This is a genomic window from Brevundimonas sp., assembly GCF_051860745.1.
Classification (GTDB): domain Bacteria; phylum Pseudomonadota; class Alphaproteobacteria; order Caulobacterales; family Caulobacteraceae; genus Brevundimonas.
Map to the genome: position 1 here is coordinate 17,544 of NZ_JBHYDN010000003.1, position 24,010 is coordinate 41,553.

The 24,010-nt window shown below is 68.0% G+C and carries 24 protein-coding genes; 10 read left to right on the forward strand and 14 right to left on the reverse strand.

Translation table 11 applies throughout. From position 1 onward, the window contains the following. Nucleotides 1–35: 35 nt before the first annotated feature. Nucleotides 36–1,709: an ATP-binding protein gene (locus tag ACTIEW_RS04525; protein ID WP_439476727.1), complete on the forward strand. Its 1,674-nt coding sequence runs from the start codon at nt 36–38 to the stop codon at nt 1,707–1,709. 199 nt (nt 1,710–1,908) lie between these two features. Here ACTIEW_RS04525 and ACTIEW_RS04530 read toward each other — a convergent pair whose 3' ends face one another. Further along, on the reverse strand, nt 1,909–2,208 hold the full coding sequence (locus ACTIEW_RS04530; RefSeq protein WP_439476728.1) for a hypothetical protein: 300 nt from the start codon (nt 2,206–2,208) through the stop codon (nt 1,909–1,911). A gap of 16 nt (nt 2,209–2,224) precedes the next feature. Between ACTIEW_RS04530 and ACTIEW_RS04535 the strand changes: the two genes are divergently transcribed. Beyond that, complete coding sequence (locus ACTIEW_RS04535) at nt 2,225–2,716, forward strand: hypothetical protein (RefSeq protein WP_439476729.1); 492 nt, start codon at nt 2,225–2,227, stop codon at nt 2,714–2,716. Between the two features lie 4 nt (nt 2,717–2,720). Here ACTIEW_RS04535 and ACTIEW_RS04540 read toward each other — a convergent pair whose 3' ends face one another. From ACTIEW_RS04540 to ACTIEW_RS04555, 4 genes are all read right to left on the reverse strand, one after another. Continuing rightward, entirely contained in the window at nt 2,721–3,155 is a 435-nt protein-coding gene (locus tag ACTIEW_RS04540; RefSeq protein ID WP_439476730.1) for a YkgJ family cysteine cluster protein, read from the reverse strand. 478 nt (nt 3,156–3,633) lie between these two features. Next, a complete protein-coding gene (locus ACTIEW_RS04545) occupies nt 3,634–4,815 on the reverse strand; it encodes a thiolase family protein (protein WP_439476731.1) in 1,182 nt (393 codons plus the stop codon). Between the two features lie 77 nt (nt 4,816–4,892). Continuing rightward, entirely contained in the window at nt 4,893–5,645 is a 753-nt protein-coding gene (locus tag ACTIEW_RS04550) for a glutathione S-transferase family protein (RefSeq protein WP_439476732.1), read from the reverse strand. A 3-nt stretch (nt 5,646–5,648) separates the two neighbouring features. Next, on the reverse strand, nt 5,649–6,152 hold the full coding sequence (locus ACTIEW_RS04555; protein WP_439476733.1) for a winged helix-turn-helix transcriptional regulator: 504 nt from the start codon (nt 6,150–6,152) through the stop codon (nt 5,649–5,651). A 168-nt stretch (nt 6,153–6,320) separates the two neighbouring features. Between ACTIEW_RS04555 and ACTIEW_RS04560 the strand changes: the two genes are divergently transcribed. Continuing rightward, nucleotides 6,321–7,160, forward strand: coding sequence for an acyl-CoA thioesterase (locus ACTIEW_RS04560; RefSeq protein WP_439476734.1), 840 nt, complete (start codon nt 6,321–6,323; stop codon nt 7,158–7,160). 230 nt (nt 7,161–7,390) lie between these two features. Here the strand turns inward: ACTIEW_RS04560 and ACTIEW_RS04565 are convergent, their stop codons facing one another. From ACTIEW_RS04565 to ACTIEW_RS04590, 6 genes are all read right to left on the reverse strand, one after another. Further along, a complete protein-coding gene (locus tag ACTIEW_RS04565) occupies nt 7,391–7,963 on the reverse strand; it encodes a hemerythrin domain-containing protein (protein WP_439476735.1) in 573 nt (190 codons plus the stop codon). Further along, nucleotides 7,956–9,170 (reverse strand): tRNA 2-thiouridine(34) synthase MnmA, encoded by a 1,215-nt coding sequence (gene mnmA, locus ACTIEW_RS04570; RefSeq protein ID WP_439476736.1) that lies wholly within the window; start codon nt 9,168–9,170, stop codon nt 7,956–7,958. Before mnmA ends, ACTIEW_RS04565 begins: the two co-directional genes overlap by 8 nt. Nucleotides 9,171–9,276: 106 nt before the next feature. Further along, nucleotides 9,277–9,564 carry a CtrA inhibitor SciP gene (gene sciP, locus ACTIEW_RS04575; RefSeq protein WP_284222292.1) on the reverse strand — a complete coding sequence of 96 codons (288 nt, stop codon included), beginning with the start codon at nt 9,562–9,564 and terminating at the stop codon, nt 9,277–9,279. 163 nt (nt 9,565–9,727) lie between these two features. Then, entirely contained in the window at nt 9,728–11,182 is a 1,455-nt protein-coding gene (flgE, locus tag ACTIEW_RS04580) for a flagellar hook protein FlgE (protein WP_439476737.1), read from the reverse strand. 14 nt (nt 11,183–11,196) lie between these two features. Continuing rightward, nucleotides 11,197–11,958, reverse strand: a complete 762-nt coding sequence (locus ACTIEW_RS04585; protein WP_439476738.1) for a flagellar hook assembly protein FlgD — start codon at nt 11,956–11,958, stop codon at nt 11,197–11,199. Nucleotides 11,959–11,962: 4 nt separating this feature from the next. Next, on the reverse strand, nt 11,963–13,297 hold the full coding sequence (locus ACTIEW_RS04590) for a flagellar hook-length control protein FliK (protein ID WP_439476739.1): 1,335 nt from the start codon (nt 13,295–13,297) through the stop codon (nt 11,963–11,965). A 407-nt stretch (nt 13,298–13,704) separates the two neighbouring features. On the opposite strand from ACTIEW_RS04590, the gene flgK reads away from it, so the two are divergent. The 6 genes from flgK to ACTIEW_RS04620 all read left to right on the forward strand — a co-directional run bounded on the left by flgK (nt 13,705) and on the right by ACTIEW_RS04620 (nt 20,374). Next, nucleotides 13,705–15,819 (forward strand): flagellar hook-associated protein FlgK, encoded by a 2,115-nt coding sequence (gene flgK / locus ACTIEW_RS04595; protein ID WP_439476740.1) that lies wholly within the window; start codon nt 13,705–13,707, stop codon nt 15,817–15,819. Then, entirely contained in the window at nt 15,819–16,748 is a 930-nt protein-coding gene (locus ACTIEW_RS04600; protein WP_439476741.1) for a flagellin, read from the forward strand. The genes flgK and ACTIEW_RS04600 overlap by 1 nt, the downstream gene beginning before the upstream one ends. A gap of 148 nt (nt 16,749–16,896) precedes the next feature. Next, nucleotides 16,897–18,012 carry an MlaE family ABC transporter permease gene (locus ACTIEW_RS04605; protein WP_439476742.1) on the forward strand — a complete coding sequence of 372 codons (1,116 nt, stop codon included), beginning with the start codon at nt 16,897–16,899 and terminating at the stop codon, nt 18,010–18,012. Further along, nucleotides 18,009–18,809: an ABC transporter ATP-binding protein gene (locus ACTIEW_RS04610; RefSeq protein WP_439476743.1), complete on the forward strand. Its 801-nt coding sequence runs from the start codon at nt 18,009–18,011 to the stop codon at nt 18,807–18,809. Before ACTIEW_RS04605 ends, ACTIEW_RS04610 begins: the two co-directional genes overlap by 4 nt. 12 nt (nt 18,810–18,821) lie before the next feature. Continuing rightward, the gene (locus ACTIEW_RS04615) at nt 18,822–19,760 is read left to right on the forward strand and encodes an MlaD family protein (RefSeq protein WP_439476744.1); all 939 of its coding nucleotides are present in this window, start codon (nt 18,822–18,824) and stop codon (nt 19,758–19,760) included. Beyond that, nucleotides 19,757–20,374: an ABC-type transport auxiliary lipoprotein family protein gene (locus tag ACTIEW_RS04620; protein WP_439476745.1), complete on the forward strand. Its 618-nt coding sequence runs from the start codon at nt 19,757–19,759 to the stop codon at nt 20,372–20,374. The genes ACTIEW_RS04615 and ACTIEW_RS04620 overlap by 4 nt, the downstream gene beginning before the upstream one ends. A 1-nt stretch (nt 20,375) precedes the next feature. Here the strand turns inward: ACTIEW_RS04620 and ACTIEW_RS04625 are convergent, their stop codons facing one another. Then, nucleotides 20,376–21,221: a hypothetical protein gene (locus ACTIEW_RS04625; protein WP_439476746.1), complete on the reverse strand. Its 846-nt coding sequence runs from the start codon at nt 21,219–21,221 to the stop codon at nt 20,376–20,378. 188 nt (nt 21,222–21,409) lie between these two features. On the opposite strand from ACTIEW_RS04625, the gene ACTIEW_RS04630 reads away from it, so the two are divergent. Next, nucleotides 21,410–22,576, forward strand: a complete 1,167-nt coding sequence (locus ACTIEW_RS04630; RefSeq protein ID WP_439476747.1) for an FAD-dependent oxidoreductase — start codon at nt 21,410–21,412, stop codon at nt 22,574–22,576. 6 nt (nt 22,577–22,582) lie between these two features. Here ACTIEW_RS04630 and ACTIEW_RS04635 read toward each other — a convergent pair whose 3' ends face one another. Continuing rightward, nucleotides 22,583–23,233 (reverse strand): 3-oxoacid CoA-transferase subunit B, encoded by a 651-nt coding sequence (locus ACTIEW_RS04635; protein ID WP_439476748.1) that lies wholly within the window; start codon nt 23,231–23,233, stop codon nt 22,583–22,585. Next, nucleotides 23,233–23,937 (reverse strand): CoA transferase subunit A, encoded by a 705-nt coding sequence (locus ACTIEW_RS04640; protein ID WP_439476749.1) that lies wholly within the window; start codon nt 23,935–23,937, stop codon nt 23,233–23,235. The genes ACTIEW_RS04635 and ACTIEW_RS04640 overlap by 1 nt, the downstream gene beginning before the upstream one ends. Between the last annotated feature and the right edge of the window lie 73 nt (nt 23,938–24,010).

Genomic DNA, 24,010 nt, shown 5'->3' on the forward strand with positions numbered 1-24,010 from the left:
CGCTGACATCCCGCCGTTCGGACCCGAAGATGACCATGAGCCGCGCGCTCGACCCGCTAGAGTCCGCCGTCAAAGCTGACACGCCGGCCAAGGTGAGCGCCACCGCAGCGCGCTCCGTGGGCATCGGCCAGCCTATGGCTCCCGTCTTCACCGCCATGGCCGTCCTGGTGCTGGTCGTCCTGTCCCTGACCTTTGCGCGTTCGGCCGGCATGGTGGCGGCGCTGTGGGGTGCGGCTGGAGTCGCGGTCGCTGTCTGGCTTCGCACCTCCCGGGGACCGCTCTATGACCTGTCGTTCGGCGGGTTGATCGCGGCCGGGATCGCGGCCGGCAACTTGCTGGCGGGTAATTCGACCGAGCTGACGGTGATGTTCACCGTCGCCAACATGCTTGATATCTACCTCGCTGTCCTGCTGGCGCGGCGGTTTGCACCGACCCTGAACCTCGCCTCCGTCGAGGGAGCCTGCCGGTTCCTGCTGGCGGCGGCGGCCATCGCCCCGATCCCCGCCGCGGCCTTCGTGGGCGGCATGTTGTATTGGATGACCGGCTCCGACTTCCTCGACACAGCCCAGACGTGGTGGTTCGGCCACGCGCTCAGTGTGGCTGTGCTGTCCAGCTTCGGCCTGGCCCTGACCAGGCGCGAGGTGGTGCGGTATCGCGCCCCGGCACGCGCCATCGAGGCGTTCGTTCTACTGGGGCTGCTGACGGTCCTGTGCTTGCTGGTTTTTTCGCGGCAGACCATGCCGATCGGCTTCGTGATCTTACCGTTGATGCTGTTGATCGCTGTTCGGCTGCGTATGCTGGGGGTGACTGCGGCCCTCATTATTGTCTCGATCATCGCGATCGGCGGAAGCATGCGGGGGTTTGGACCCTACGGCCTTGCGTTCGAAGGCAGCGACCGTGCCCTGATGGCCCAGTTGCTCGTCCTGTTCGGCTATCTGCCGATCATGCTGGTCGCCGCCCTGCTGGAGGAGCGCGACCGCTTCGCCGACCGCGCCCGACTGGGTCAGGTCCGCGCCGAAAGGGCGTCCGACGCCAAGTCGCGTCTGCTCGCCAACGTCGCCCATGAGATCAAGAGCCCCGTCGGCGGCGTGATCGGCATCGGGGAACTGTGGAAGGCCGGTCAGCTGGGGCCGGTTTCGGCCACCCAGGCCGAGATGGCGGACATGCTGGTCAAGACAGCCCGTCAGGTCGAGGCCCTGGCCCATGACCTGCTGGACGTGGCCCGCGCCGAGTCCGGCGCGGTCAAGGTCGAGCTTCGGCCGACGGATGTGCCCGGCGTGCTTGAGGACGTTCGCCGCACGACAGCCCTCCGGCCCGACGCCCAGGGGATCCGGCTCGACGTGATCAGCGAAGGCGACGGCCTCGTCGCCTTGGCCGATTCCCAGCGCCTGACCCAGGTCATCGCCAATCTGGCCTCCAATGCGGTCAAGTACGGCGGGGCCGGCGGCGTGGTCGTCTTCCGCGCCAGCAAGATCTACGACGGCGTGCGGATCGAGGTCATCGACCGCGGCGGCGGGCTGTCGGTCGAGAAGCAGACCCAGCTGTTCGAACCCTTCAACCGCCTGGGCCTCGAACGCTCGACGGTCGAGGGCCACGGCATCGGTCTGGCTCTGGCCAAGCGGCTGGTCGAGCTGCAGGGCGGCTCCATTGGCGTGACCTCGGCGCCGGGCGAGGGCTCCACCTTCTGGGTCGAACTGCCCGCCGCCTGATCCGGGTCTTGCCGTTCGCGGGTTGAGGGGGGATTGTCGCCCCCATGAAAGTCATCGTCACTGTCGCCGCCCTGCTGCTCGCCGGAGCCGCGCACGCCCGGACGCCTCCCGTCCAGACGCCGGCTCCCCAGACTGCGCCGATCCCGCCGGTCAGCGCCCTGACCCGCGACCTGAACAGCGGCCCGCCGGCCCCGGCGGTTTATCTGGCGCCGGCCCCGGCGCCTGCGCCTGTGACGATCGCCGAGCCCGAGTCCGCTCCGGTCACCACGACTGCTTCCCCCGTCCCAACGCCGCGCGCGACGCCAGCGCCACCCCCCGCGGCGACAACCACGCCGACGCCAAGTCCCGCGCCCAACTCGGCTTCCGCACCGGCGACCGCGCCGACCCCCCCGGCCTTGCCACCTTCCGCGCCCTCTACGCCTCCGCCCGGCGGGATGACGCCGCGGTTGACCCCGATCCCGACCACGCCCGCGCCCCAGCCCCGGATGGTTCCGATCACGCCCCCGGGTTCCGCCATGCCCACCCTGGTCGTGCCGCCATCCGCGCCCTTTACCCCGCCTGGGGCGTCCCCCACGCCCACGCCGACGGTTCCGCTGGAAGCGGTCGTGGCCGCACCGCCCCCGCCGCCACCCGCTCCGAGCGTCACCGTGCTGGACAGCGCCGCGCGCGCGGCCCTGCCGTTCACCGCCGAGCTGCCGCCGGGCTTCCAGATCATCACCGGCCGTCCGGGTCCGGACTTCCGCATCTATACGATCCGGCGCGGCGCCCAGTCGTTCGTCATGGTCTATGCCGGACCGGCGTCGCAGTTCCCGATCTACAGCGGCCAGATGGTCGAAGCGGGGGGGCGCGCCTCCATCCTCTCGACCGAGGACGGGATACGCCACGCCGTGGAGCACCTGTTCCAGCGGCCGACCTCGCCGAACGAAATCCACGTCTGGACCATGAGTCTGGACGGCGCCGATCGCGACCTGGCCGAACAGATCGCCCAGTCGGTAGACGTCCGCTAGGCGGTCAGACCCGGCGCACCGCCGTATCCGGATCGCCCAGCCGCACGCCGCGCGATCCGGCGAAGACCAGCACTTCCTGCCCTTGGGAGGCGGCCCAGCGGCGCAACGTCGACTGACAGGGTTCGCGTCGCCAGTCGTGGGGCCGGGCCGCGTCGCATTCGACCACCAGCCGCGCCCCGCCCTGTTCGCTGTGCAGCACAAAGCCGACCGTGGTCGGCTTCCAGCTTTCGTCCAGCGCCTCGGTCAGCAGCCACAGGCAGTTGAAGATGCGGCAGTCGCCGGGCCGCTCGTCATAGATGGCGCAGCCCGCCGACTTGCTGAAATGCCGGCACCATTTGCCCGCCGGCTTGTCCAGCGCGGTCACCCCCATCAGCTTGCAGCACAGGCCGCAGTCGCCGCAGCTCTTGGCGATGACAGGGGCCGCGCCGTCTTCACGCATGGGTGATGCTCCAAACGGATCGCTGTCCGTCTTCGGCCTTGCCATGAGGGCGTGGCCTGCGCAAACTCGCGAACGGTTCGCAATCACAGGAGTCGGCCATGATCGTGCTGACCACAGGCGCGGCGTCTCTGGCCCGCCTCATGCGGCGCGACGGCGCCTCACAGCACCTCGCGCCGCGACAGGTGCACGGTCATCAGCACCAGGGCGACCAGGCCGAGCCCGCAGCCCGGCCCAAGGGCGGTGTTCACCCGGCGGTCGCCCCGCCCAGTCCCTCCTTGTCCACGACCGCCCATTTGTACCCACCGCCCGGGATCAGCAGCAGGGACGCCCCGTTCGGCCGCGCCGGGCGCAGAACGATCTGCCCGGATACCGGTGTCAGGGCTGCGGCCGGCTAGGACGCTGCGGCCAGGGCGGCGAGGCCCAGGGCGGTTCGGCGGTTCAGCGTCATGGGCGGGCCCCTGCGGCAAGCCGGTTTGCCTCAGACCAGTTCGACCGCCACGGCTACGGCCTCGCCGCCGCCGATGCACAGACTGGCCATCCCCTTCTTGCCGCCGCGCGCCTGAAGCGCCGCCAGCAGGGTGGTCAGGACGCGGGCGCCCGAGGCGCCGATGGGATGACCCAGAGCCGTGGCTCCGCCATTGACGTTCAGCTTCGCCCGGTCGATGCCGAGGTCGCGCATGGCGATCATGGCCACGACGGCGAAGGCTTCGTTGATCTCCCACAGATCGACGTCCGCGACCGACCAGCCGGCCTTCTTCAGAGCCTTCTGCATGGCCGGGACCGGGGCGGTGGTGAACAGGCCCGGCTCATGGGCGTGGGCGGCGTGGCTGACGATGCGCGCCACGATGGGCAGGCCCATGGCCTTCGCCACGCTCTCGCGCGTCATCACAAGAGCCGCGGCGCCGTCCGAGATCGAGCTGGCGTTGGCGGCGGTGATGGTGCCGTCCTTCGAGAAGGCGGGCTTCAGGGTCGGGATCTTCTCCGGCATGGCCTTGCCGGGCTGTTCGTCCTCGGTGATCGTCGACACGCCCTTGCGCGAGGTCACTTCGACCGGGGTGATCTCGGCCTTGAAGGCGCCCGAGGCAATGGCCTCCAGCGCCCGGCGCAGGCTCTCCAGCGCATATTCATCCTGGGCCTCGCGGGTGAACTGATAGGTCCGGGCCGAATCCTCGGCGAACGAACCCATCAACTTCCCGGGGGTATAGGCGTCCTCCAGCCCGTCCATATACATGCTGTCGACGATCACATCGTGGCCGATCCGGGCGCCGCCGCGGTGTTTGGTCATCAGATAGGGGGCGCCGGACATCGACTCCATTCCGCCCGCCACGATCACGTCGGCGGTGCCGGCCATCAGGGCGTCCGAGGCCATCATCACGGCCTGCAGACCGGAGCCGCACATCTTGTTGACCGTCGTCGCCTCCACATGCTGGCCGAGGCCCGCGCCGATCGCCGCCTGACGCGCCGGGGCCTGACCGAGACCGGCGGGCAGAACGCAGCCCATATAGATCTGCTCGACCTTGTCAGCCGCGACGCCGGCGCGCTCGACCGCCGCCCGGACCGCGGTCGCGCCCAGCTCGGTCGCCTTGACGCCGGACAGGGCGCCCTGAAAGCCGCCCATCGGCGTACGGGCGAAGGAGACGATGACGACGGGATCGGACATGGAGGAAATCCTGGGAAGCGCCTTGGAAAATCGGACGGGTGAATGAGCCGGTTGCGCGCCTTGCGCAAGCCGGGAGGTCAGGCCGGAGTCATCGGCCCGCGGCGGTATCCTTCGCCGGCCCAGCTGCGCGAGGCGGCGGCGAGGCCGAACTCCGGCAAGCGGTCGCGATGGGCATGGAGGGGGGTGCGCATCAGCGTCCGGGCCAGTTTGTTCAGCGGACCCAGCGGCGTTTCCGCCTCCATCCGCTCCAGCCAGGCGGCCAGCCGCGGCCAGCGTGCCGGATCAACATTGACCTGTACCGCGCCGGCGTTGGCGAAGGCGGGGGCGAGGCTGAGATCGGCGATCGACAGCTCGCCGAACAGGAAGCCGTTCTCGGGCGTCTGGCTTTCCAGATAGTCGAGAATCTGGGGCAGTTCGACGTCGCGGGCCTTGTCCACGATTTCCGGGTCCGCCTCGGTTCCGAAGAAGCGGGGCTTGAGCGCGATCTGGAAGAACAGCCGCCATCCCAGCACGTCGAACAGGCGGGTGTCGGCGAATTCCTCGATCCAGCGCGCCCGGGCGCGTTGAACCGGATCGGCGGGCCACAGGCACGGTCCCGGCCACGTCTCCTCGATGTACTGGACGATGACGCTCGAGTCGCAGAGCGTCAGGTCGCCTTCGATCCAGACCGGCACGCGGCGCAGGGGGCTGAGGCGCTCGAAATCGTCATTGCCCATCATCGGCGAAATGGGATCGAGTGTGACCTCCACCCCCTTCAGGGCGCAGACGGCCAGCACCTTGCGGACATAGGGCGAGACCGGACTGCCGATCAGGGTGATGGGCGCCGCCATGGCTCAGGCGGCCTCTTCGTCGGTCCGCTCCCGGGGCATCATCTCCCCGACTGTCGGGCGGTTCTCGGCCGTCGTCAGCAGGATGTCGCGCGGCTTGACGATCTCATTGCAGTGACCGCAGGCGATGCGCGGGGCCAGGTCGTGGCCGCAGGTCTTGTGGATCATGGAGACGCCGGAATCCGCATCACCATAGACGTGTTTGGCGCCCCAGCCGTGCAGGGTGACCAGCACGCCGTACAGATCCTTGCCCTTGGTGGTCAGGACATACTCATTGCGCGGGGGCCGTTCGGAATAGGGATGGGGCTCCAGAACCCCGTGCTGGACCAGGCTCTTCAGTCGGGCCGCCAGCACATTGCGGGCGACGCCCAGCCGCTCCTGCCACTGTTCGAACCGGCTGACGCCGTTGAAGGCGTCGCGGATGACCAGCAGGGTCCACGGATCGCCGATGACCTCGAGGGTGGCGGCGATCGAACAGCTCTGTCGAGAATAGTCTGCGGTGCGTCCCATACGGACGAAAGTGACCCCACGTCAGCCTTTTGGCAAGAGGGTTGCCAATCTAAACGGACTAAGTCAGTCTTGTTTCGATACGGACACGCCGCGGCGTTTCTGATCCCTCGACTTCGGGCGGAGGATTCCGGTCTTCCGCCCGCCTTTCCGGCGCGATAGCAACATTACATGACCCAGCAGACCCTGGCCCAGGCCCTGGCCCTGACCGACAACGGGAGCGGTGGCCTGACCGCCCTGCTGACCGGCGGCTTTTCAAACGCCCCCCAGTCGGCGCCGCAGGAGCGCGGCGCGCCCTTCGGCGGCCTGATGGCGGCGCTGACCGCCGGGGCCATGCGGCAGAGACTGGGGATTGAAACCCCGCTGCAATCCCTGACTGTCCAGTACCTCGCGGCCGCCCGCTTCGAGGACGCAGTCTTCACCCCGACCATGAACCGCGGCGGGCGCAACGTCGCCTATGCCTCGGTTACCGGCGGGCAGGGTGGCAGGCTGGCCATTCAGGCGCTGGGGACCTACGGTCGCGATGTGGCCGGGCCGGTGCTTACGCCGCTGACGGCCTCACCGCCGCCGGTGACGGACCTCGATTCGACGCCGCTTGATTCCACGTTCGGCCCCTGGTTCACACGGCACATCGACCACCGCTTCGTCGCCGGTCCGAAACTGTTCGGCGAGAACGCGGGCGGGACGCCCGAGCTCGGCTGCTGGATGCGGACCATCGACGCCGCGCCGCTGGACGAGGCCCGGCTGCTGTTCCTGCTGGATGGCCTGTACCCGACCTATTTCACGGCCTTCCCGGCGCCGCCGATCATTTCCGCCAGCGTCGATCTGCGCGCCGACCTCCTCACCGAACTGACCCCTGATACCTCGCCGGACGGCTGGGCCTATTTCCACTTTACCAGCCGTGATGTCGGCGGCGGCTGGGCGGTCGAGGACGGCGTGGCCCATGCGCCGGATGGCCGCCCGCTGGCGCTGGTGCGGCAACGGCGCAAGCTGCTGCCGACCCGCGCCTGACCGCCTACGTCCGATTTTGACGTAGGCGCATGGTTGCATGCTCCAGACCCCGTCGGGTCCGGTCTTTGACAATCAGAATCGTCCCGCCATCACGATCCGGCCGCGTGGCCGAAGTGGACTCAGTGGACGCATCGGACGGTGTTTCTTGTTTTCGTCCGGGTAAAACGCGGAACGCGCAGAGCCGAAGTGGACTCATTGGACGGCGTTTTTCTACCCGACCCGTCCCGGGCTCAAACCCGGGCGTGCAGACCCCGCAACTGGATCAGCGGGATGACGATGTCCTCCTCGTCCTCCAGATGCCGCAGCAGGGGACGGGCGTTCTGGTCGATCAGGTCGGACAGCCGGTTGGCCCTGTCGGCGGCGTCGGGCGCGTTGGCCGCCATGGCCTGATGGAAGGCCAGACCACCCCGGAACAGGGCTTCCAGCGTCTCGTGGATGGCGTCATGGTCGCGGTCCAGCAGATCGATCCCGGCGTCGATCCGGGGCTCGATCGTCCGCATCATCGGAAAATACTGACCGCTCTCGATCCGATGGTGGCCGTCGAGATGCTGCAGGAACGACTGAAGCGCGGGGATCAGTTGGCGGTGCAGGGCGGCGGCGTCGCCGTTCGCCCGCCACTGCCCGACCAGGCCGTCCAGATGCGCCTGATGGCCCCGGAAGCTGGCGTGCATCTGCAGCCAGAAGGCGGCGGTCTCGTCGAGCGTCGCCGTCCAGCGGTCGCGCGGGAACTCGTCGAGCAGATAGCGGAGCCCGATCGGCAGGCCGGTACGCGAGGCGAGCGCGTCGCCGGACCCATCAGACAACGGCGGCGGTCGTCTTGATAAAGCCGCCGCCCAGCAACCGGTCCGGATCGGCCGGATCATAGAGCGCGCAGGCCTGACCCGGCGCCACGCCTTCCTCGCCCGAGGCGAAGGTGACGGCGACGGCGCCTTCAATCAACGACAGGCGGGCCGGGGAGGGAGGACGGGTCGAGCGGACGCGGGCCAGCACTGGCGCTCCGGCCACGGCCGCCGCCTCGATCGAAGCCTCGTCGCCCAGCCAGTTGGTCTCGTCCAGCGTCAGCGACGCAGTCAGCAGGGCTTCGCGCGGTCCGACGATGACGTGGCGCTTCACCGGATCCAGCCGTGTCACGAACAGGGGCTCGCCCACGGCGACGTTCAGGCCGCGGCGCTGGCCGATGGTGTAGTCGGTGATGCCCGCATGGCCGCCCAGCACCCGGCCGTCCATATGCACGATCTCACCCGCCTCGCGGCCCTGCGGCCGCAGCTTGTCGATCAGGGTGCGATAGTCGCCGTTGGGCACGAAACAGATGTCCTGGCTGTCCGGCTTGGCGGCGATCCTGAGCCCCAGCTCGGCGGCGACGCCGCGGACCTGGGGCTTCTCCAGATCGGCCAGCGGGAAGCGCAGATAGTCCAACTGCCGCGCCGTGGTGGCGAACAGGAAATAGGACTGGTCCCGCGAATGATCGATCGCCTTGCGCATCTGGGCGTGGTCGCCGACGACCGAGCGCCGCACATAGTGGCCCGTAGCCATGGCCTCGGCCCCGAGATCGCGGGCCACATCCAGCAGATCCCGGAACTTGACCGTCTGGTTGCAGCGGATGCACGGCACCGGCGTCTGGCCGGCCAGATAGGAGTCGGCGAACTGGTCGATGACGGCGTCGCGGAACCGGCTTTCGTAGTCGAGGACATAGTGGGGGATGCCCAGCATCTCGGCCGCCAGACGGGCGTCGTGGATGTCCTGACCGGCGCAGCAGGCGCCCTTCTTCTTCAGCGCCGCGCCGTGGTCATAGAGCTGCAGCGTCACGCCCACGACGTCATAGCCAGCCTTGTGCAGCAGGGCCGCGACGACGGTGGAGTCCACGCCGCCGGACATGGCCGCCACCACGCGCGATCCAACCGGCAGGCCGACCGCCGCGCGCGCGGCCTCGACCGCCGCGTCCATGTCGGGGCGGGCGATGGTCGGAACCGGGCAGAGGTCCTCAGCCAATATGGAGTTGTCAGGCGTCATGGCGCGCTATCTAGTGCGAAAGCGGTTCGTTTTCGAGGCTTGTCCGAAAACGACAACGGCCGCCCCCGTCGCCGGGAGCGGCCGCAATCTCGTCGGAGCAGTCGCCTTACGGGCGGCCGTAGTGCTGGATGCGCGTCGTGCGCAGGCCCTGCATGCCCCATTTGTCGATCGCCTTCTGCCAGGCGAGGAACTCCTCGGCCGTCAGACGATAGCGCGCGAGCGCATCTTCCAGGCTGATAAGCCCGCCGCGAACAGCGGCCACGACTTCCGCCTTGCGACGGATCACCCAGCGGTCTGTATTGGCCGGAGGGAGGTCGTGCAGCGTCAGGGGAGTGCCCGTCGGCCCGACCACGTATTGTTCGCCTCGATTATTCAGGCGTCGCTCTTGCAACATGGGCTTATGCCTCATTGACCACCACCACTAGGAGTGAACGATAGCGGTCGGCGGCTAAGGGCCGTTTAAGCGTCGTGGTGAAGGAAAGGCTAAAATGCCATCCGTCAACAGTCTCAATATTCAACAAAGGATTCATTGAGGTTTACGCCCTGTTACTCACGTATCAGCGTTTGATGCTGATCAGTTCGGCGAGCATTTCGTCCGCGGTGGTGATGATCTTGGACGATGCGGAATAGGCGCGCTGGGTGGTGATCAGCCCCGTGAACTCTGCAGACAGGTCCACGGTGGAGGCTTCCAGCTGGGACGCTCCGATCAGGCCCGCACCGCCCGTGCCCGCCGCCTTGAGGTTGTAGCCGCCGGAGCCCTGGCTGACGCGATAGGCGTTGCCCGAGGTCTGGGACAGGCTGTCCGGGCTCGGGAAGGTGGCCAGGGCGATCTGCGCGATCTGGCGCGTGACGCCGTTGTCGAAGATGGCGGTGACGAAGCCCGTGTCGTCGATCTTCACTTCCGACAGGTTGCCGAAGGCCGTACCGTTGGTCAGGACCGCCTGCACCACCGAGCCGCTGTCATACTGGGTCAGGCCGCCGGTCGCCGCCGTCAGGTCGAAGGCCAGATCCTGGCTGTCGATGCCAAGGCCGGGGGCCCAGGACACTTCCCCGGCGCCGGGCACACCCGAATCGGACGAGCTGAAACTCAAAGTGGCTATGCTGACGTCCGGGAACAGGGCGCTGGCGCCGAGGCCGGTCATGGCGACCGGGTCGAGGCGTCCGTCTTGGGTGAAGGCGACCAGACCGCTCTTGATCTGACCATTCGACAGTCCGGCGCCGGTAACGATATCCGATGCCGGAATCGCGCGAATCTCGGCGTACCACTGGTTGGGAACGGTGGTCTTGAGGAACGAGAGGGCGATGGTCCGTTGGCCCCCCTTGGAGTCCGAAACCGGGATGGTCAGTTCGAAGTCGGGCTTCACGCCCGCGCCGGTTTCGGGGTCCCACATGGCCATGGAGTTGGTCGCGGGGTCATAGGCGTTCGCGCCGGGCGGAACGGCCGCGGCGTCGGTGGCTTCGGCCGAGACCAGTTGGCTGGACTTGATGTTGGCGTTCAGCTGGATCCGGGTGGTGGCTTCCGCCGTGCCGCCGACCGAGCCGACGTTGATCGTCCGCAGCCGGTTCAGGTCGGACGGGTCAGTGGCGATATTGCCCTCGGAGTCGACCGGCCAGCCCTGCAGGTACAGTCCCGAGGTGTTCTTCAGATAGCCCAGGTTGTCGACGCTGAAGGCGCCGGCGCGCGTGAACAGGCGGCTGTCGGTGACCTGCAGATTCTCGGGCTTCTCGGTGACCACGAAAAAGCCCTGACCGGCGATGCCGAGGTCAGTGTTCGAGGTCGTGCGCTGTAGCTGGCCGTTCTGGCTGGTGAAGTGGCGGGCCGTGGTCAACACGCCGCCGGCGGAATAGCCCGCGCCCTGCGACTGGCTGTTGATGACCGTCGAGAACTCGCCCGCGGTGCGCTTGTAGCCGACGGTGTTCACATTCGCGATGTTCTGCGAGATCGCGGCAAGGGCGGCGGAGTTGGCGGTCAGGCCGGACACGCCGGCCAGAAGTGCGCTGTTGATACTCATGGCGCGGGGGCTCCTTACGAGAACAGTTTCAAGGGATTGAACGACGAGGCGATAGAGGCCAGCAGGCTCTGTTCGTCGTCGTTGGCCGGAGGGGGTGTGGTTTGGGCGGTCCGGGCCTCTTCCAGCGCGATCACGGTGGAGAGGGGCAGGATTGAGTTGCCGACCGTCAGATACGGTTCGCCGTTGTACATTTCGACGCCTGTGATCCGGCCGCGAGTCAGGATTTGGCTGTCGATGGCGCCGCCGGCGGTGTCCTTGGCGACGACCCTCAGCGAATAGACCTGACCGTCCTGGCCGTCGGCGCCGGTGGTCGTCTCGCCGTCCCAGGTGAAGTCGTGGACGCCCGTGGTGCGGTCGGGGGCGTCGCCGGACCAGACCACATTGCCCGAGCCGTCCAGCACCTGCAGCGTCGCCGAGGCAGCGTTCGACGCCAGCTCGTAGCTCCAGGTCGCTTCACCGTCGGTGTATTTGGTGGCCGACCAGGCCGCGGTGGCTTCCTTGCCGATATAGGTGGCCGCGCTGGCCAGGCCGCCGCCGCCTTGGGCGGCCAGCAGGCCCTTTAGGAGATCATTCGTAAGCAGCTGCTGCTCGACGCCGGCCATCTGGGTCAGCTGGGCGGTGAACTGGTTGGAATCGACCGGCGACAGAGGATCCTGGTTCTTCAACTGCGAGGTCAGAAGGGTCAGGAAGGTCTCGAAATTCGACGCCAGCATGGTCGAGCCGGCGCCGATCCGGTTGGTCGCGTTGTTGGTCGTGTTGGTGATGGAATCGACCATCGGGTCAGACCTTCATGTCCACGCCCGAAGGCGAGAGGGAGAGCGCCAGCCAGAGCGGCGGCTGGGCGACATCGATTTCGGTGTTGAGACGGGTGGCGGCGGCGAAGGCGCGGGACGAGCCGTTCCGTGCATCCTGACCGCGGTCGAATGCGCTGGAGCCGCTGTCCCGGTCGGCGAACTCGAACGCGTCCTCGGCCAGTTGGAAGCCGGCTTCCTCAAGCTGACGGCGGAGTTCGTCGGCGCGGCCTCTCAAATCAGTCGCGGCGGCCGGGTTGTCGAAGGCCAGACGGGCGTTCAGGCGGCCCTCGGAGTCGATGTCCAGTTTGACGTCCACGCGGCCGAGTTCGTCCGGCGTCAGCGCCATTTCGAACCGGGTGGAGCGGCCCTCGAGCCGGCGCAGGATCTGGGCGGCGATCTGGGCGGTCGCCTCGATCGTAGCGCGCGACAGCTGGGACACGCCGGTTTCACGCGCCCCGGCGGCGGCCTGGGTCTGGGCGGTCGCTGTTTCGACGGGAGGCGGCGGTTCGAACGGCGGCCCTTCGGTTTCGCCACCATTGGGGATGTCGCGTGCCATGGCGGCTGCGGCGAAGTCTGCGGGACCAGCCGCCGGGTTGGCGGCGACGGCCGGGGTGGCGGTCATGGCCGCGGGAGTCGGTCGGGCCGGATCGGGCCCTCGCGATCCGTCACTGGTCCTGGCTTCGAGCGGTCCCAGCAACCGGGAAGTGCGTTCGGCCGAAGGGCGGAGCGGCGGGGCGCCGGTCCGGGCGCGGGCCTCGACGGCCCCCCGCGCGGCGGCGGTTTCGGCGAGGGTCAGCTCGGTGTCTGAGGTCTCTCCCGTGAGGGGGCGGACCGCGGGCAGCGGAGGCAGGACCTCGGGCCTGGGGGGCTTGGCGGTCGGACCCTTGTCCGTAAGCAGCGGCGTCGTGGTTTGCTCGCGGGGCAGAACCTCGGGCTCGGTGGTCGTGAAGGTCGACGCCTTGTGTACAAGCAGCAGGGTCGTGGCTTGCGTCCCGTCCAGACCACTGGTCGCGCCAGCCGGCGCAGGGACGGCTCCGGTCGTGGAGGTCGCTTCCCCCGCTGCGGGTAGAACGAGCGGTGTTGGGGGCGGCGAGGGCGCCGCCAGGAAGCCCGCAACCGCCGAAGCCTCGACCTCTGCCTTAACCTGCGCCTCGTCCGAATTCGGCGGTTCGGCCGGGTTCTTCGTAACAGGAACCGCCGCATCCTCGCCGGATAGGACCGCCAGCAGGTTCCGGAATCCGGACGCACCCTCGCCCGACGGCCCTTTCGGGACGCTGGGAACGCTGGGCGCGACAACGGACGGCGGGGTGAGGGCGGACATTATCCCGAGGAGGCGGTTCGCCGGAGCGAGGGGGACGAGGGCGCCTGCTGCGCCGGACATTCGGAACCCGTGGCGCAAGTCGCGGGCCAACTGGTCGACCCTGTGCAAGATACGGAATAGTCATAGAAAAATGCCACGAATGCCTGACGTGCCGTCGTCACGGCTCAGTCGAAACTTGCCGCGTGAAGACGATTCTTGCCCGGCGCCCGCTGTGGACCGGAGCATCCGCATCGGCCCGGCGAACGAATGGCCCGGCGTTTGCGCCCCTTGCCGCTCATGACCCAGGCGCGAAACGCAAGAGCGCGTAATTTCAGTAGCTTGCACGGCCCGCCTTCGCGCGACGCCGGGCAAAAAACGCGCATCGGCTGGCAGGGCTTGCCGGGCGCCGCGACTTTGGAGGCCTTCGGATGTCCCTGAACGCCATCATGAACACCGCGAGCTCTGGTCTCCAGACCGCCCAGACCCAGCTACGCGTCGTTTCGGACAACGTCTCCAACGTCAACACGCCCGGCTATGTCCGCAAGATCGCTGACCAACGGACCCTGACCAGTCAAGGCCTGGGCGCCGGCGTCGAGGTGTCTCGCATTCGCCTTGCCACTGACCGGTTCCTGCAGGCGGCCAGTCTGAGTGCGGGGGCCGAGTCTGCGCGCATGGGCGTGCGCCATGAACTGTACGACCGCATCCAGTCGCTGTTCGGAGACCCGGGCGGCCACGCCGGCTTTTTCTCGCAGGTCGACGCCGTCTTCTCGGCCTTCGCGGCCAGCGCCGAGGATCCGACGTCTTCGCCCCGTCGTCAGGATGCCCTGTTCCGGACACAGGCGCTGTTCGACGAGGCCAACCGGGTCGCAGGCCAGATTCAGGCGGTTCGCGAAGACGCCGACAGCCGGATCCAGAGCGCCATTGAACGGGCCAACGGACTGCTTGAACAAATCGAGGGCCTGAACCTGGAGATCGCGCGCGCTACGGCGGTCGATGGCGACGCCTCTGGTGCTGAGACGGCTCAGTCGGCTCTGATCGGCCAGTTGGCGGAACTGATGGACATCCGGGTTTCTGCGCGGCCCGTTGGCGGCGTGTCGATCCGGACAGGCTCCGGCACTCTGCTCGCCGGTCAGGGAGCCGCGATCCTCGACTACAGCCGCGCCGGGACGATCACGGGCGAAACCGCCTTCAACGAAATCTGGGTCACTGAGCCCGGAGGACAGAAGCGTTCCCTGCTCGACAGCGTCGCGTCGGGCGAGATCAAGGGTCTGGTTGAGCTGCGGGATGTCGAGGCGCCCGCGGCGGCGGAACGGCTGGCTGAACTGGTCGCCCATGCGGCCGACGAATTGAACCGCGCCCACAACGCCAACTCCGCCGTGCCAGCGCCGACAAGCCTGACCGGTCGCAACGTTGGGCAGTCGTTCGAGGGCGCGATCGCCGGCTTCTCCGGACAGACCACCGTCGCTGTGACCAACGCGGCCGGCGTCATCCAGGTCCGGGCCGACATCGTCTTCTCGGGCGGGACCATGACGGTGAACGGCGCCGCGGCGACGCCGGCGAACTTCCTGACCGTTCTGAACGCCCAGCTCGGCGGAGCAGCGACGGCCAGTTTCACCGATGGGAGGCTGACGATTGCGGCGACCGGCGCCAACGGCGTGGCCGTCGCGGATGGCGCCGCCGACCCATCCGCCAAAGCAGGCCGGAGCTTCTCGCACTACTTTGGCCTCAACGACCTGGTTTCGTCGGACCGTCCGGCCTTCTACGACAACGGCCTGACCGCCGCCTCGCCGCACGGCTTTACCGCCGGGGAAACCCTGACGTTCCGGTTCACCGGCGAAACCGGCTCGCGGTTGCGTGACCTGCAGGTCGCCGTGCCGGCTGGCGGCACGGTGGGAGACCTGGTCGCCGCGTTGAATGATCCCGCAATTGGAATTGGCCGCTTCGGGACCTTCTCCCTTGCCGCCGACGGTTCGCTGTCCTTCGCCGGCTACGGTAATCCCGCGCCAGCGATGACGGTACTGGAGGACCGCACGACACAGGTACCGTCGGGTGTGTCGGTGACCGAGCTGTTCGGTATCGGCGGCGGCGTGCGCGCCTCGCGGGCCGACAGCTTCGCCTTGCGGGTGGATATTCGGCAAAGTCCTTCCCGGCTCGCCCTGGCGCAGTTGAACCTGTCGGCGCCGGTCGGAACGGCGGCCCTGAGCACCGGCGACGGTCGCGGGGCCCTCGCCCTCGCCGACGCGGGTGAACGCGCGGCGAATTTCCAGGCTGCGGGGGGATCATCCGGCGGATCGATCTCGGTCTCCCGTTACGCCGCGGAGCTGTCGGGCGACATCGGCGGCAAGGCGGCTGCGGCCAAAAACCGTATGGAGACGGCGAACGCCCTCTACACCGAAGCCGGGGCCCGCCAGACCGCGCACGAGGGCGTCAATCTGGATGAGGAGCTGGTGCTGATGACGACCTATCAGCAGGCCTTCAACGCTTCGGCTCGTCTGATTCAGGCGGCCAAGGACATGTACGATACTCTGATGGGGATGGTCTGATGACCCGCGTCGCCACCTTCGGAAACTATCAGTCTGCCCTGCTGGACCTGATGAAGGCCCAGACGCGGGCCACGGACGCACAGGAGCGGGTCTCGACCCAGAAAGTCGCCACCGATCTGACCGGCTTCGGTCGGCAGTCCGAGACGCTGACAGCGATGAAGGGCGCGCAAAGCCGGATCCAGGGCTTCATCGACACCGCCGCCGCTGTGAACGCGCGCCTGACAACCCAGGACGTGGCCCTGGGCCAGATCAACGACGCAATCGCCGGCGCACGCGAGGCGCTGGGCGGAGCCATCGCCACAGATTCCGGCGTATCGCTGATGCTGGATCTCGAAGGTTATTTCCAGGCTGCGCGCGGCGGACTGAACATGCGGCACCACGGCGGCTACCTGTTCGCCGGCGCTTCGACGTCAGTCACACCGGTCGCCGCCGCCAACCTGACTGAACTTGTGGCCGCTCCCAGCGTGGCTTCGCTGTTCAGCAATGACACGCTGAAGACCGCCAGCCGCGTCGCCGAAGGCACGACGCTGGAGACAGGCTTCCTCGCCGACGAACTGGGCACGGACGTTCTGAGCATTCTGCGAGACATCCAGATTTTTCACACGACGCCGGGGTCAGGCCCGCTGGATGGCAGGCTCACGGAACCGCAAAAGGCATTCCTGGCGACGCAACTGGCCCGGCTGGAACTGGCCGGAACGGCTGTGGTCGACAAGATGGCGAGGACCGGCTCCCTGGCCAAACAGGTCGAGAGCATTGCCGACGGTCACGAGGCGCAGAAGACGGCCTTGGACGAGTTGGTGGCGGGCCGTACCGACGCCGATATGGCGGCGGCGATCACCGACTTGCAGCTTTCGCAGATCGCCATCGAGGCCTCGGCCCAGGTGATCAGCCAGTTGCGACAGGCCTCGCTCCTCAACTATCTGAGCTGACGCGGAGAAGGGCCGCTCCGTATGACCTCGTCGCGCAACCCTTGGAAGCGTGGCTGAACGATTACGCCCGCGCCGCGTTCTGATGTCTGCCCCAGCTTTGCCGTTTGGCCGGCGTAGGCAAAACGGACAGGGCGATCTAGGTAGAGGCATGGCCGCAGCGGATTTCCAGATTAAGGACGGCGGGCCGGAGCTGACCCTGCGGCTGACCGGCGACTGGATCGCGACCGAATTGGGCCGGATTTCACGTCGTCTGGACGATGAACTGCACGAGCGGTGCATCGACGCGGTCGACCTGACCGATCTGGGACGGTTCGACACGGCGGGCGCCCTGGCGATCGTCCAGGCCGCCAACTGCGTCCTGCCCCCGTCGGCCTGGACCCAGCGCCCGGAGGCCGGGCGCATCTACGCCATGGTGGAAAAGCTGGAGCGTGAGAGCGCCGTCCCGCCGCGCCAATCCCCCGGCTGGCTGCGGGCCTTCGCCAAGGTAGGTCGCGGCGTTGGGGACATCGCCGAGGAAGCGACCCTGTCCATGGCCTTCCTCGGTCGGCTGATGGTGGCGGTCGGCGCGGCCCTGCGCCACCCTCGCGGGATCCGCTGGCCGGCCTGGTTCAGCCAGGCTGAACGTTCCGGACTCGACGCCATTCCGATCATCGCCGTCACCAATTTTTTCATCGGCGCGGTCCTGGCCTACCTCGGGGCCAATCTGCTGACCCAGTTCGGGGCCGGCGTCTTCACCGTCCAGCTGATCGCCGTGGCGGTGCTGCGGGAGTTCGCCGTGGTGATCACTTCCGTCCTGCTTGCGGGTCGCTCGTCATCTTCCTTTGCGGCCGAGATCGGTTCGATGCGGATGAACCAGGAGGTCGACGCCATGCAGGTGATGGGGGTGAACCCCTTTCAGGCGCTGGTGATCCCGAGGCTCGCCGCCATGCTGGTCATGCTGCCCCTGCTGACCTTCATCGGCATGGTCGCCGGCATGTTTGGAGGCATGCTCGTGACCTGGAGCGAACTGGACTACGGGCCCTCCTTCTTCCTCCAGAGGGTCAGCGAAGACCCGAAGATGGGCACCCATCTCATGGTGGGAATGATCAAGGCGCCCGTCTTTGCGGTCGTCGTCGCGGCCATCGGTTGCCGCCAGGGCATGGCCGTGGCGGGAGATGTCGAGAGCCTCGGGAGACGGGTTACGGCCGCCGTGGTCCAGGCCATCTTCGCCATCATCTTCCTCGACGCGGTCTTCGCCATGATCTTCCTGGAGCTGAACTGGTGACCGCCCCCGCCCCCGCCTCCGCCCCGGAGAAGGCTCCTGAGCTGCTGCTCGAGGTGCGCGGCCTGCTGAGTCAGTTCGGCGAGCGCGTGATCCACGAAAACCTCGATCTTGAGCTGGAGCGCGGCGAGGTGCTGGGCGTTGTCGGCGGCTCGGGATCCGGCAAGACCGTGCTGTTGAACTCGATCATCGGCCTCAAGGAGCCCGAGGGCGGAACGGTCAGCGTCCTCGGCTACGACCGCGCGACCATGACCGCGGCGCAGGAGGCCGACATAGAGCGGCGCACGGGAATCCTGTTCCAGCAGGGCGCCCTGTTCTCTGCGCTGAGCGTCATCGAGAATGTCGCCTCGCCCCTCGTCGAGCACACCAGCCTGCCCAAGGACGTGATCCGTGAGCTGGCCGAGATGAAGATCGCCATGGTCGGCCTCAAGCCCGAGTCGCATCATCTGAAGCCGGCCGAGCTGTCCGGCGGGATGCGCAAGCGCGTCGGCCTGGCCCGCGCCCTGGCCCTTGACCCTGAGTTGCTGTTCCTGGACGAGCCGACCGCCGGGCTGGACCCGATCGGCGCCGGCGCGTTTGACGAGCTGATCCGGCGGCTGTCCGACGATCTGGGGCTGACCGTCTTCATGATCACCCATGACCTCGACAGCCTGTACGCCATCACGGACAAGGTCGCGGTGGTCGCCGACAAACGCATCGTCGCGAAGGCCACGGTTCAGGAACTCGAGCGTTCCGATCATCCGTGGATACGAGAATATTTCCTTGGCCCGCGCGGTCGCGCTGCGGACAAGGCGGCTTAAGGAGAGCCGAGAATGGAAAGAGACGCCCACTACGCCGCCGTCGGCATCGCCACCATCGCCCTTCTGGCGGCGCTGGCGGTGTTCTCCATCTGGCTGGCCCGCCTGCAGTTCAACAATGACTACGACGTCTATGACATCGTCTTCTACGGCCCCGTGCGCGGCTTGTCCGAGGGCGGCGAAGTGCATTTCAACGGCATCCGCGTCGGTGAGGTCACCGACCTCAACCTGGACCCTGAAAAAGGCGATCAGGTCATCGCCCGCATCCGCGTCGACGCCACCACGCCGGTCCGCGTCACCTCGCGGGCCCAGTTGGAGCCGCAGGGCATCACCGGGCTGAACTATATCCAGATCACCGCCGGCAGTCCGCAGAGCGCCATCCTCAAGACCCAGTATCCCGCCAATGTGGTGCCGGTAATCCAGAGCCAGCCGTCGCCGATCGCGGAGCTGCTCAGCGGCTCCGGCACGGTGCTGGCCCAGACGGTGGATGCGCTCAACCGGATCAACCGCGTCCTGTCCGACGACAACGTCCGCTCCTTCTCCACCAGCCTGAAGAACGTCGAGGCCCTGACCACCGAACTGGAGGCTCGCAAGGGCATGCTGGAACAGCTGGAACAGGCGCTGACCAAGGCCAATTCGGCGGTGGCCGAGTTCGAGGCCCTGGCGGTCAGCACCCGCGGCATCATCGAGGGCGACGGGCGCGAGGCCGTGGCCAATATCAACGCGGCTGCGGAAGAGGCGAGGGCGGCCGTATCGTCGATCAACCGGTCCGCGACCAATGTCGAAGGGCCGCTGAACGAGTTCGCGACCACCGGCCTGCCCCAGCTGCAACAGTCGATTCAAGGCATTGAGGATGCGACCCGGTCGTTGGAAGGCTTGATCGATGAGGTCCGGTCCAGCCCGCGCGACTTCATCAGCCGTCCGCCGACCAAGGAAATGGAGGTCCAGCCGTGATCCGCTCTTCACTGATCCGCCCGATCATGGCCACCGTGGCTCTCATGGCGCTCTCGGCCTGCGCCCTGCTGTCGACGCCTGATCCGGTCCAGACCTATCGGTTCGGCGGGGTGGCTGCATCCTCCGAGGCGACCTCGATCGTCGCCAGTCCGACCCAGGTCACTCTGCGTCGGGTCGAGTTCCCGGAGGCCGTCGAGGGCGACAAGCTCTTGGGCGTCACGGGGACGGAGACCGCCTATATCGCCGGCGCCCGTTGGGTCTCGCCGGCGGCGGATCTCTATATGGAGAGCATCCAGAACGCCTTCGCGGCCCAGGCGACGCGCGTGCGTCTGATCGGTCCGCGCGAGCTGACGCCCGGCGAGCGTTCGCTCGATATCGACATCCGCTCGTTTGAAGCTCGCTATGACGCGCCCGGTATGGCGCCGACCATCGTGGTCACGGCCCGCGCCCGTCTACTGGCCTTGCCGGAACGGACTGTCGCGGCGGAGCGGGTCTTCAGCGTCGAACAGCCGGCGACGGCCAACCGGGTGTCCGCCATCGTCGAGGCCTTTGACCTGGCCACGCGGGACCTGAACACCCAGATCGTCGCCTGGACCGACGCCAGCGCGGGCTGAGTTAGAGCGGGCGCCGCAGCTCCGCCATCCGGCCCTCGACGTCGGCGCGGCGGCTGCGCGAAGCGGTCAGTTCGGCAAGCGCCCGGTCGAGGCGGGCCTTTAGGTCGTCGCGTACGCGGGCCATGCGCTCGCGGTCGGGGCGGACCGATTTCGGCCGTTTGCCGGACAGGCCCAGCGCCTCCTTCCAGTCATCGCGCCATGAGGCGACGCCGTCGGCGCATGCCTTGAGCGCCTCGCCGGCGCGGGCGTCGGCGTTCTGGGCGCTGCGGATCAGTGGCAGGGATTGCAGGGCGGCGGCGCGACAGGCGTCCAGAGTGGCCCTTCGAGCGATCAACGGATGCGGCGCATCGCCTTCGTTCGGGGCATGGCCCGCAAGACGGGCGGCGGCGGCGGCGAGGTGGGCGTCGAGGTCGGCGAGCGCGTCCCGGATTTCGGTCCAGGCCCTGTCGAGCGCCCCGGAGCGCTGAGCGGCGCCCTCGACACGCCCCGACAGTTCTTTCGCGGTCTCGGCCAGGCCGGCGGCGGCGCGGCTCCAGGTTTCGCGGAAGCGCTTCAGGCGGCCGCCGCGGCCGTCAAACAGGCCCGCGAGCCCCCGGCGGGGCTCCAGCGCGCCCGGGTCCAGACCGTCCAGCACCGAGCGGGCGTGGGTCAGCTGGGCCGAGGCTTCGGTCAGATCGCCGGTCCGGGCGGCGGCCAGCGCGCGTTCGATGCGTTCGACGGCGGCGGCCCGTGCGGGCTCGGCGAAGGCAGCGACCTGTGCGTCGTCCCACGCCGCATCGATTTCGGCGACGCGCGCGGCGTCAGGCGCAGGCCAATTGCCCTGCCAGCGATAGGCGCCGTCGGCCATCACTCTTACTCCACCCCTCCGGCTCTGCGACCGGTGGGAGAGTATGACTACGACTTGAGCCCTGCGGCAACGGGACAGGTTGTCCCGGTTGTCTGGTCGGCGAGGGCGCCGCCTCGCATTGTCCGGCCGGACGCCGAATGATACGCGGCTCGGGCCATCTTCCACGGGGAACCATATTGGACGTTCAGTTGCACCGTCGGATGGTCCTGGCCGGGCTGGGCTACGCCGGCCTCGCGGGATGCGCCTCGGCGCCCGCAATCATTGCGACGCCCACGCGACCCGTCTTCCAGCCCAGAGGCTTCGCACCGCTTCTGACCGATCCGGGCCGCCTCAGCCGCATCACCGTGTGCCTCAGGCCGTTCCGGGCCCAGGGGCCTCGCATCGAGGTCGAGATGGTCGGCGATAAGCGGGTGGTGCACAACTACGGCCACGGCGGATCGGGCTGGTCCCTGTCGTGGGGATCGGCGGCGGCGGCCCGCGATCTGGCCCTCGAGGGTGACCAGCGGCGGGTGGCCGTCATCGGCTGCGGCGCCCTGGGTCTCACCGCGGCGCTGCAGATCCTGAGGGTCGGAGCCCAGGTCACCATCTACGCCGCCGAACGCACCCCCTATACGCGCTCGGCCCGGGCCACCGGCGTCTGGTCGCCGGACTCGCGGATCGCGGCGGAATCCGCCGTATCGGCTGACTTTCCGGCGCGCTGGGAGGCGATGGCGAGACGCTCATGGGTCGATCACCACGCCTTTGTCGGGCTGGACGGCGACCCGGTGAAATTCATCGACCAGTATAATCTGCGCGAGGCGCCCGGATCGGGCGGCGCAGTCGGACCGGCGCCGACGCCGGGCCGGGTGGGGTTCGTCGACTACGGAGACCGGCTGCGCGGCCTGACGCCGCGATCGCGGGCGCTGACACTGGAGGAGCATCCGTTCCCGGTCGCGTCCGCCAGCGTGTTTCCCCAGATGACCTTCAATGTCGCGGAGTATGCGCGGCAGCTGACCGAGGCCTTCCTGATGGAGGGCGGGCGGATCGTGCAGCGGGCGTTTAACCACCCGTCCGAGCTGGCGGAGCTCGCCGAGCCGGTGGTGGTCAACTGCACGGGCTATGGCGCGCGGGCCCTGTTCGGGGATGAGAGCGTCATACCGGTCCGGGGCCAGATCGCCTGGCTGCCGCCGCAGCCGGAGCTGACCTACGCTCTCTGGTACCGGGGGATCGGCATGGTCCCGCGCGCCGACGGCATCGTCGTCCAGGCCAACGGTCGGAGCCCGATGGTCGGCTACGGGGTCGACGACGAAATGCCGGATCGCGCCGAGGCGGAGCAGGCTTTGGCGGCGCTCGCGGCCCTGTACGCGAGCGCCTGACGCCGGCTAGCTGACGCCGGCCGCCACGGTGTAGGTGGCCTCGGTCTTGGCCGCGACCTCTTCGAGGGTCACGCCCTCCGCCAGTTCGATCAGCTCCAGGCCCGTCCCGTCCGGCTTGACGTCGAAGACGCAGAGGTCGGTGATGATGCGGCTGACCACACCGGTGCCGGTCAGGGGAAGGGTGCAGGATTTCAGCACCTTGGACTGGCCGTGCTTGTTGGCGTGATCCATGACCACGACCACGCGCTTGACGCCCGCGACCAGGTCCATGGCCCCGCCCATGCCCTTCACCAGCTTGCCGGGGATCATCCAGTTGGCGATGTCGCCGTTCTCGGCCACTTCCATGGCGCCGAGAATGGACAGGTTGATGTGGCCGCCGCGGATCATGGCGAAACTGTCGGCCGAGCTGAAATAGCTGCTCTCGGGGATTTCGGTGATGGTCTGTTTGCCGGCGTTGATGAGGTCGGCGTCGACCTCGTCTTCATAGGGGAAGGGCCCCATGCCGAGCATGCCGTTCTCGGACTGGAGGGTGACCTCCATGCCGTGCGGGATGTAGTTGGCGACCAGGGTCGGAATGCCGATGCCGAGGTTGACGTAGAAGCCGTCCTGAAGCTCGCGGGCGGCGCGGGCGGCCAGTTGTTCGCGGGTGCGGGCCATCAGGCGGTCTCCCTCTGGCGGACAGTGCGCTGTTCGATGCGCTTCTCGGACCGGGTGAGGACGATCCGGTCAACGTAGACGCCGGGCGTGTGGATGTGGTCGGGGTCGAAGGTCCCGGTCGGGACGATGTGTTCGACCTCTACGACGGTGACCTTGCCGGCCGTGGCCATCATCGGGTTGAAGTTGCGGGCCGTCTTGCGGAACTGGAGATTGCCGCGGCCATCGGCCTTCCACGCCTTGACGATCGACAGGTCGGCGACGAGGCCGGTCTCCATGATGTAGCGGTCGCCGTTGAACTCGCGCTCTTCCTTGCCGTCGGCGACGAGGGTGCCGACGCCGGTCTTGACGAAGAAGGCGGGAATGCCCGCGCCGCCGGCGCGGATGCGTTCGGCCAGGGTGCCCTGGGGGTTGAACTCGAGCTGCAGCTCGCCGGCCAGATACTGGCGCTCGAACTCCTTGTTCTCGCCGACGTAGGACGAGATCATTTTCGCGATCTGGCGGGTGCCCAGCAGCTGGCCGAGGCCGAAACCGTCGACGCCGGCGTTGTTGGAGATGACGGTCAGGTCCTTGACGCCGCTGTCGCGCAGGGCGGCGATCAGGTGTTCGGGAATGCCGCACAGGCCGAAGCCGCCGGACATAACGGTCATGCCGTCGAAGGTCAGGCCCTCGAGGGCGGACGCCGCGTCGGGGAAGATCTTCCGCATCGCTTCCTCATATTTTCACCGCTTGATGAATATTCGCGGCGCTCGTCCGTCCGTACCGTGGCGATGCGAGACG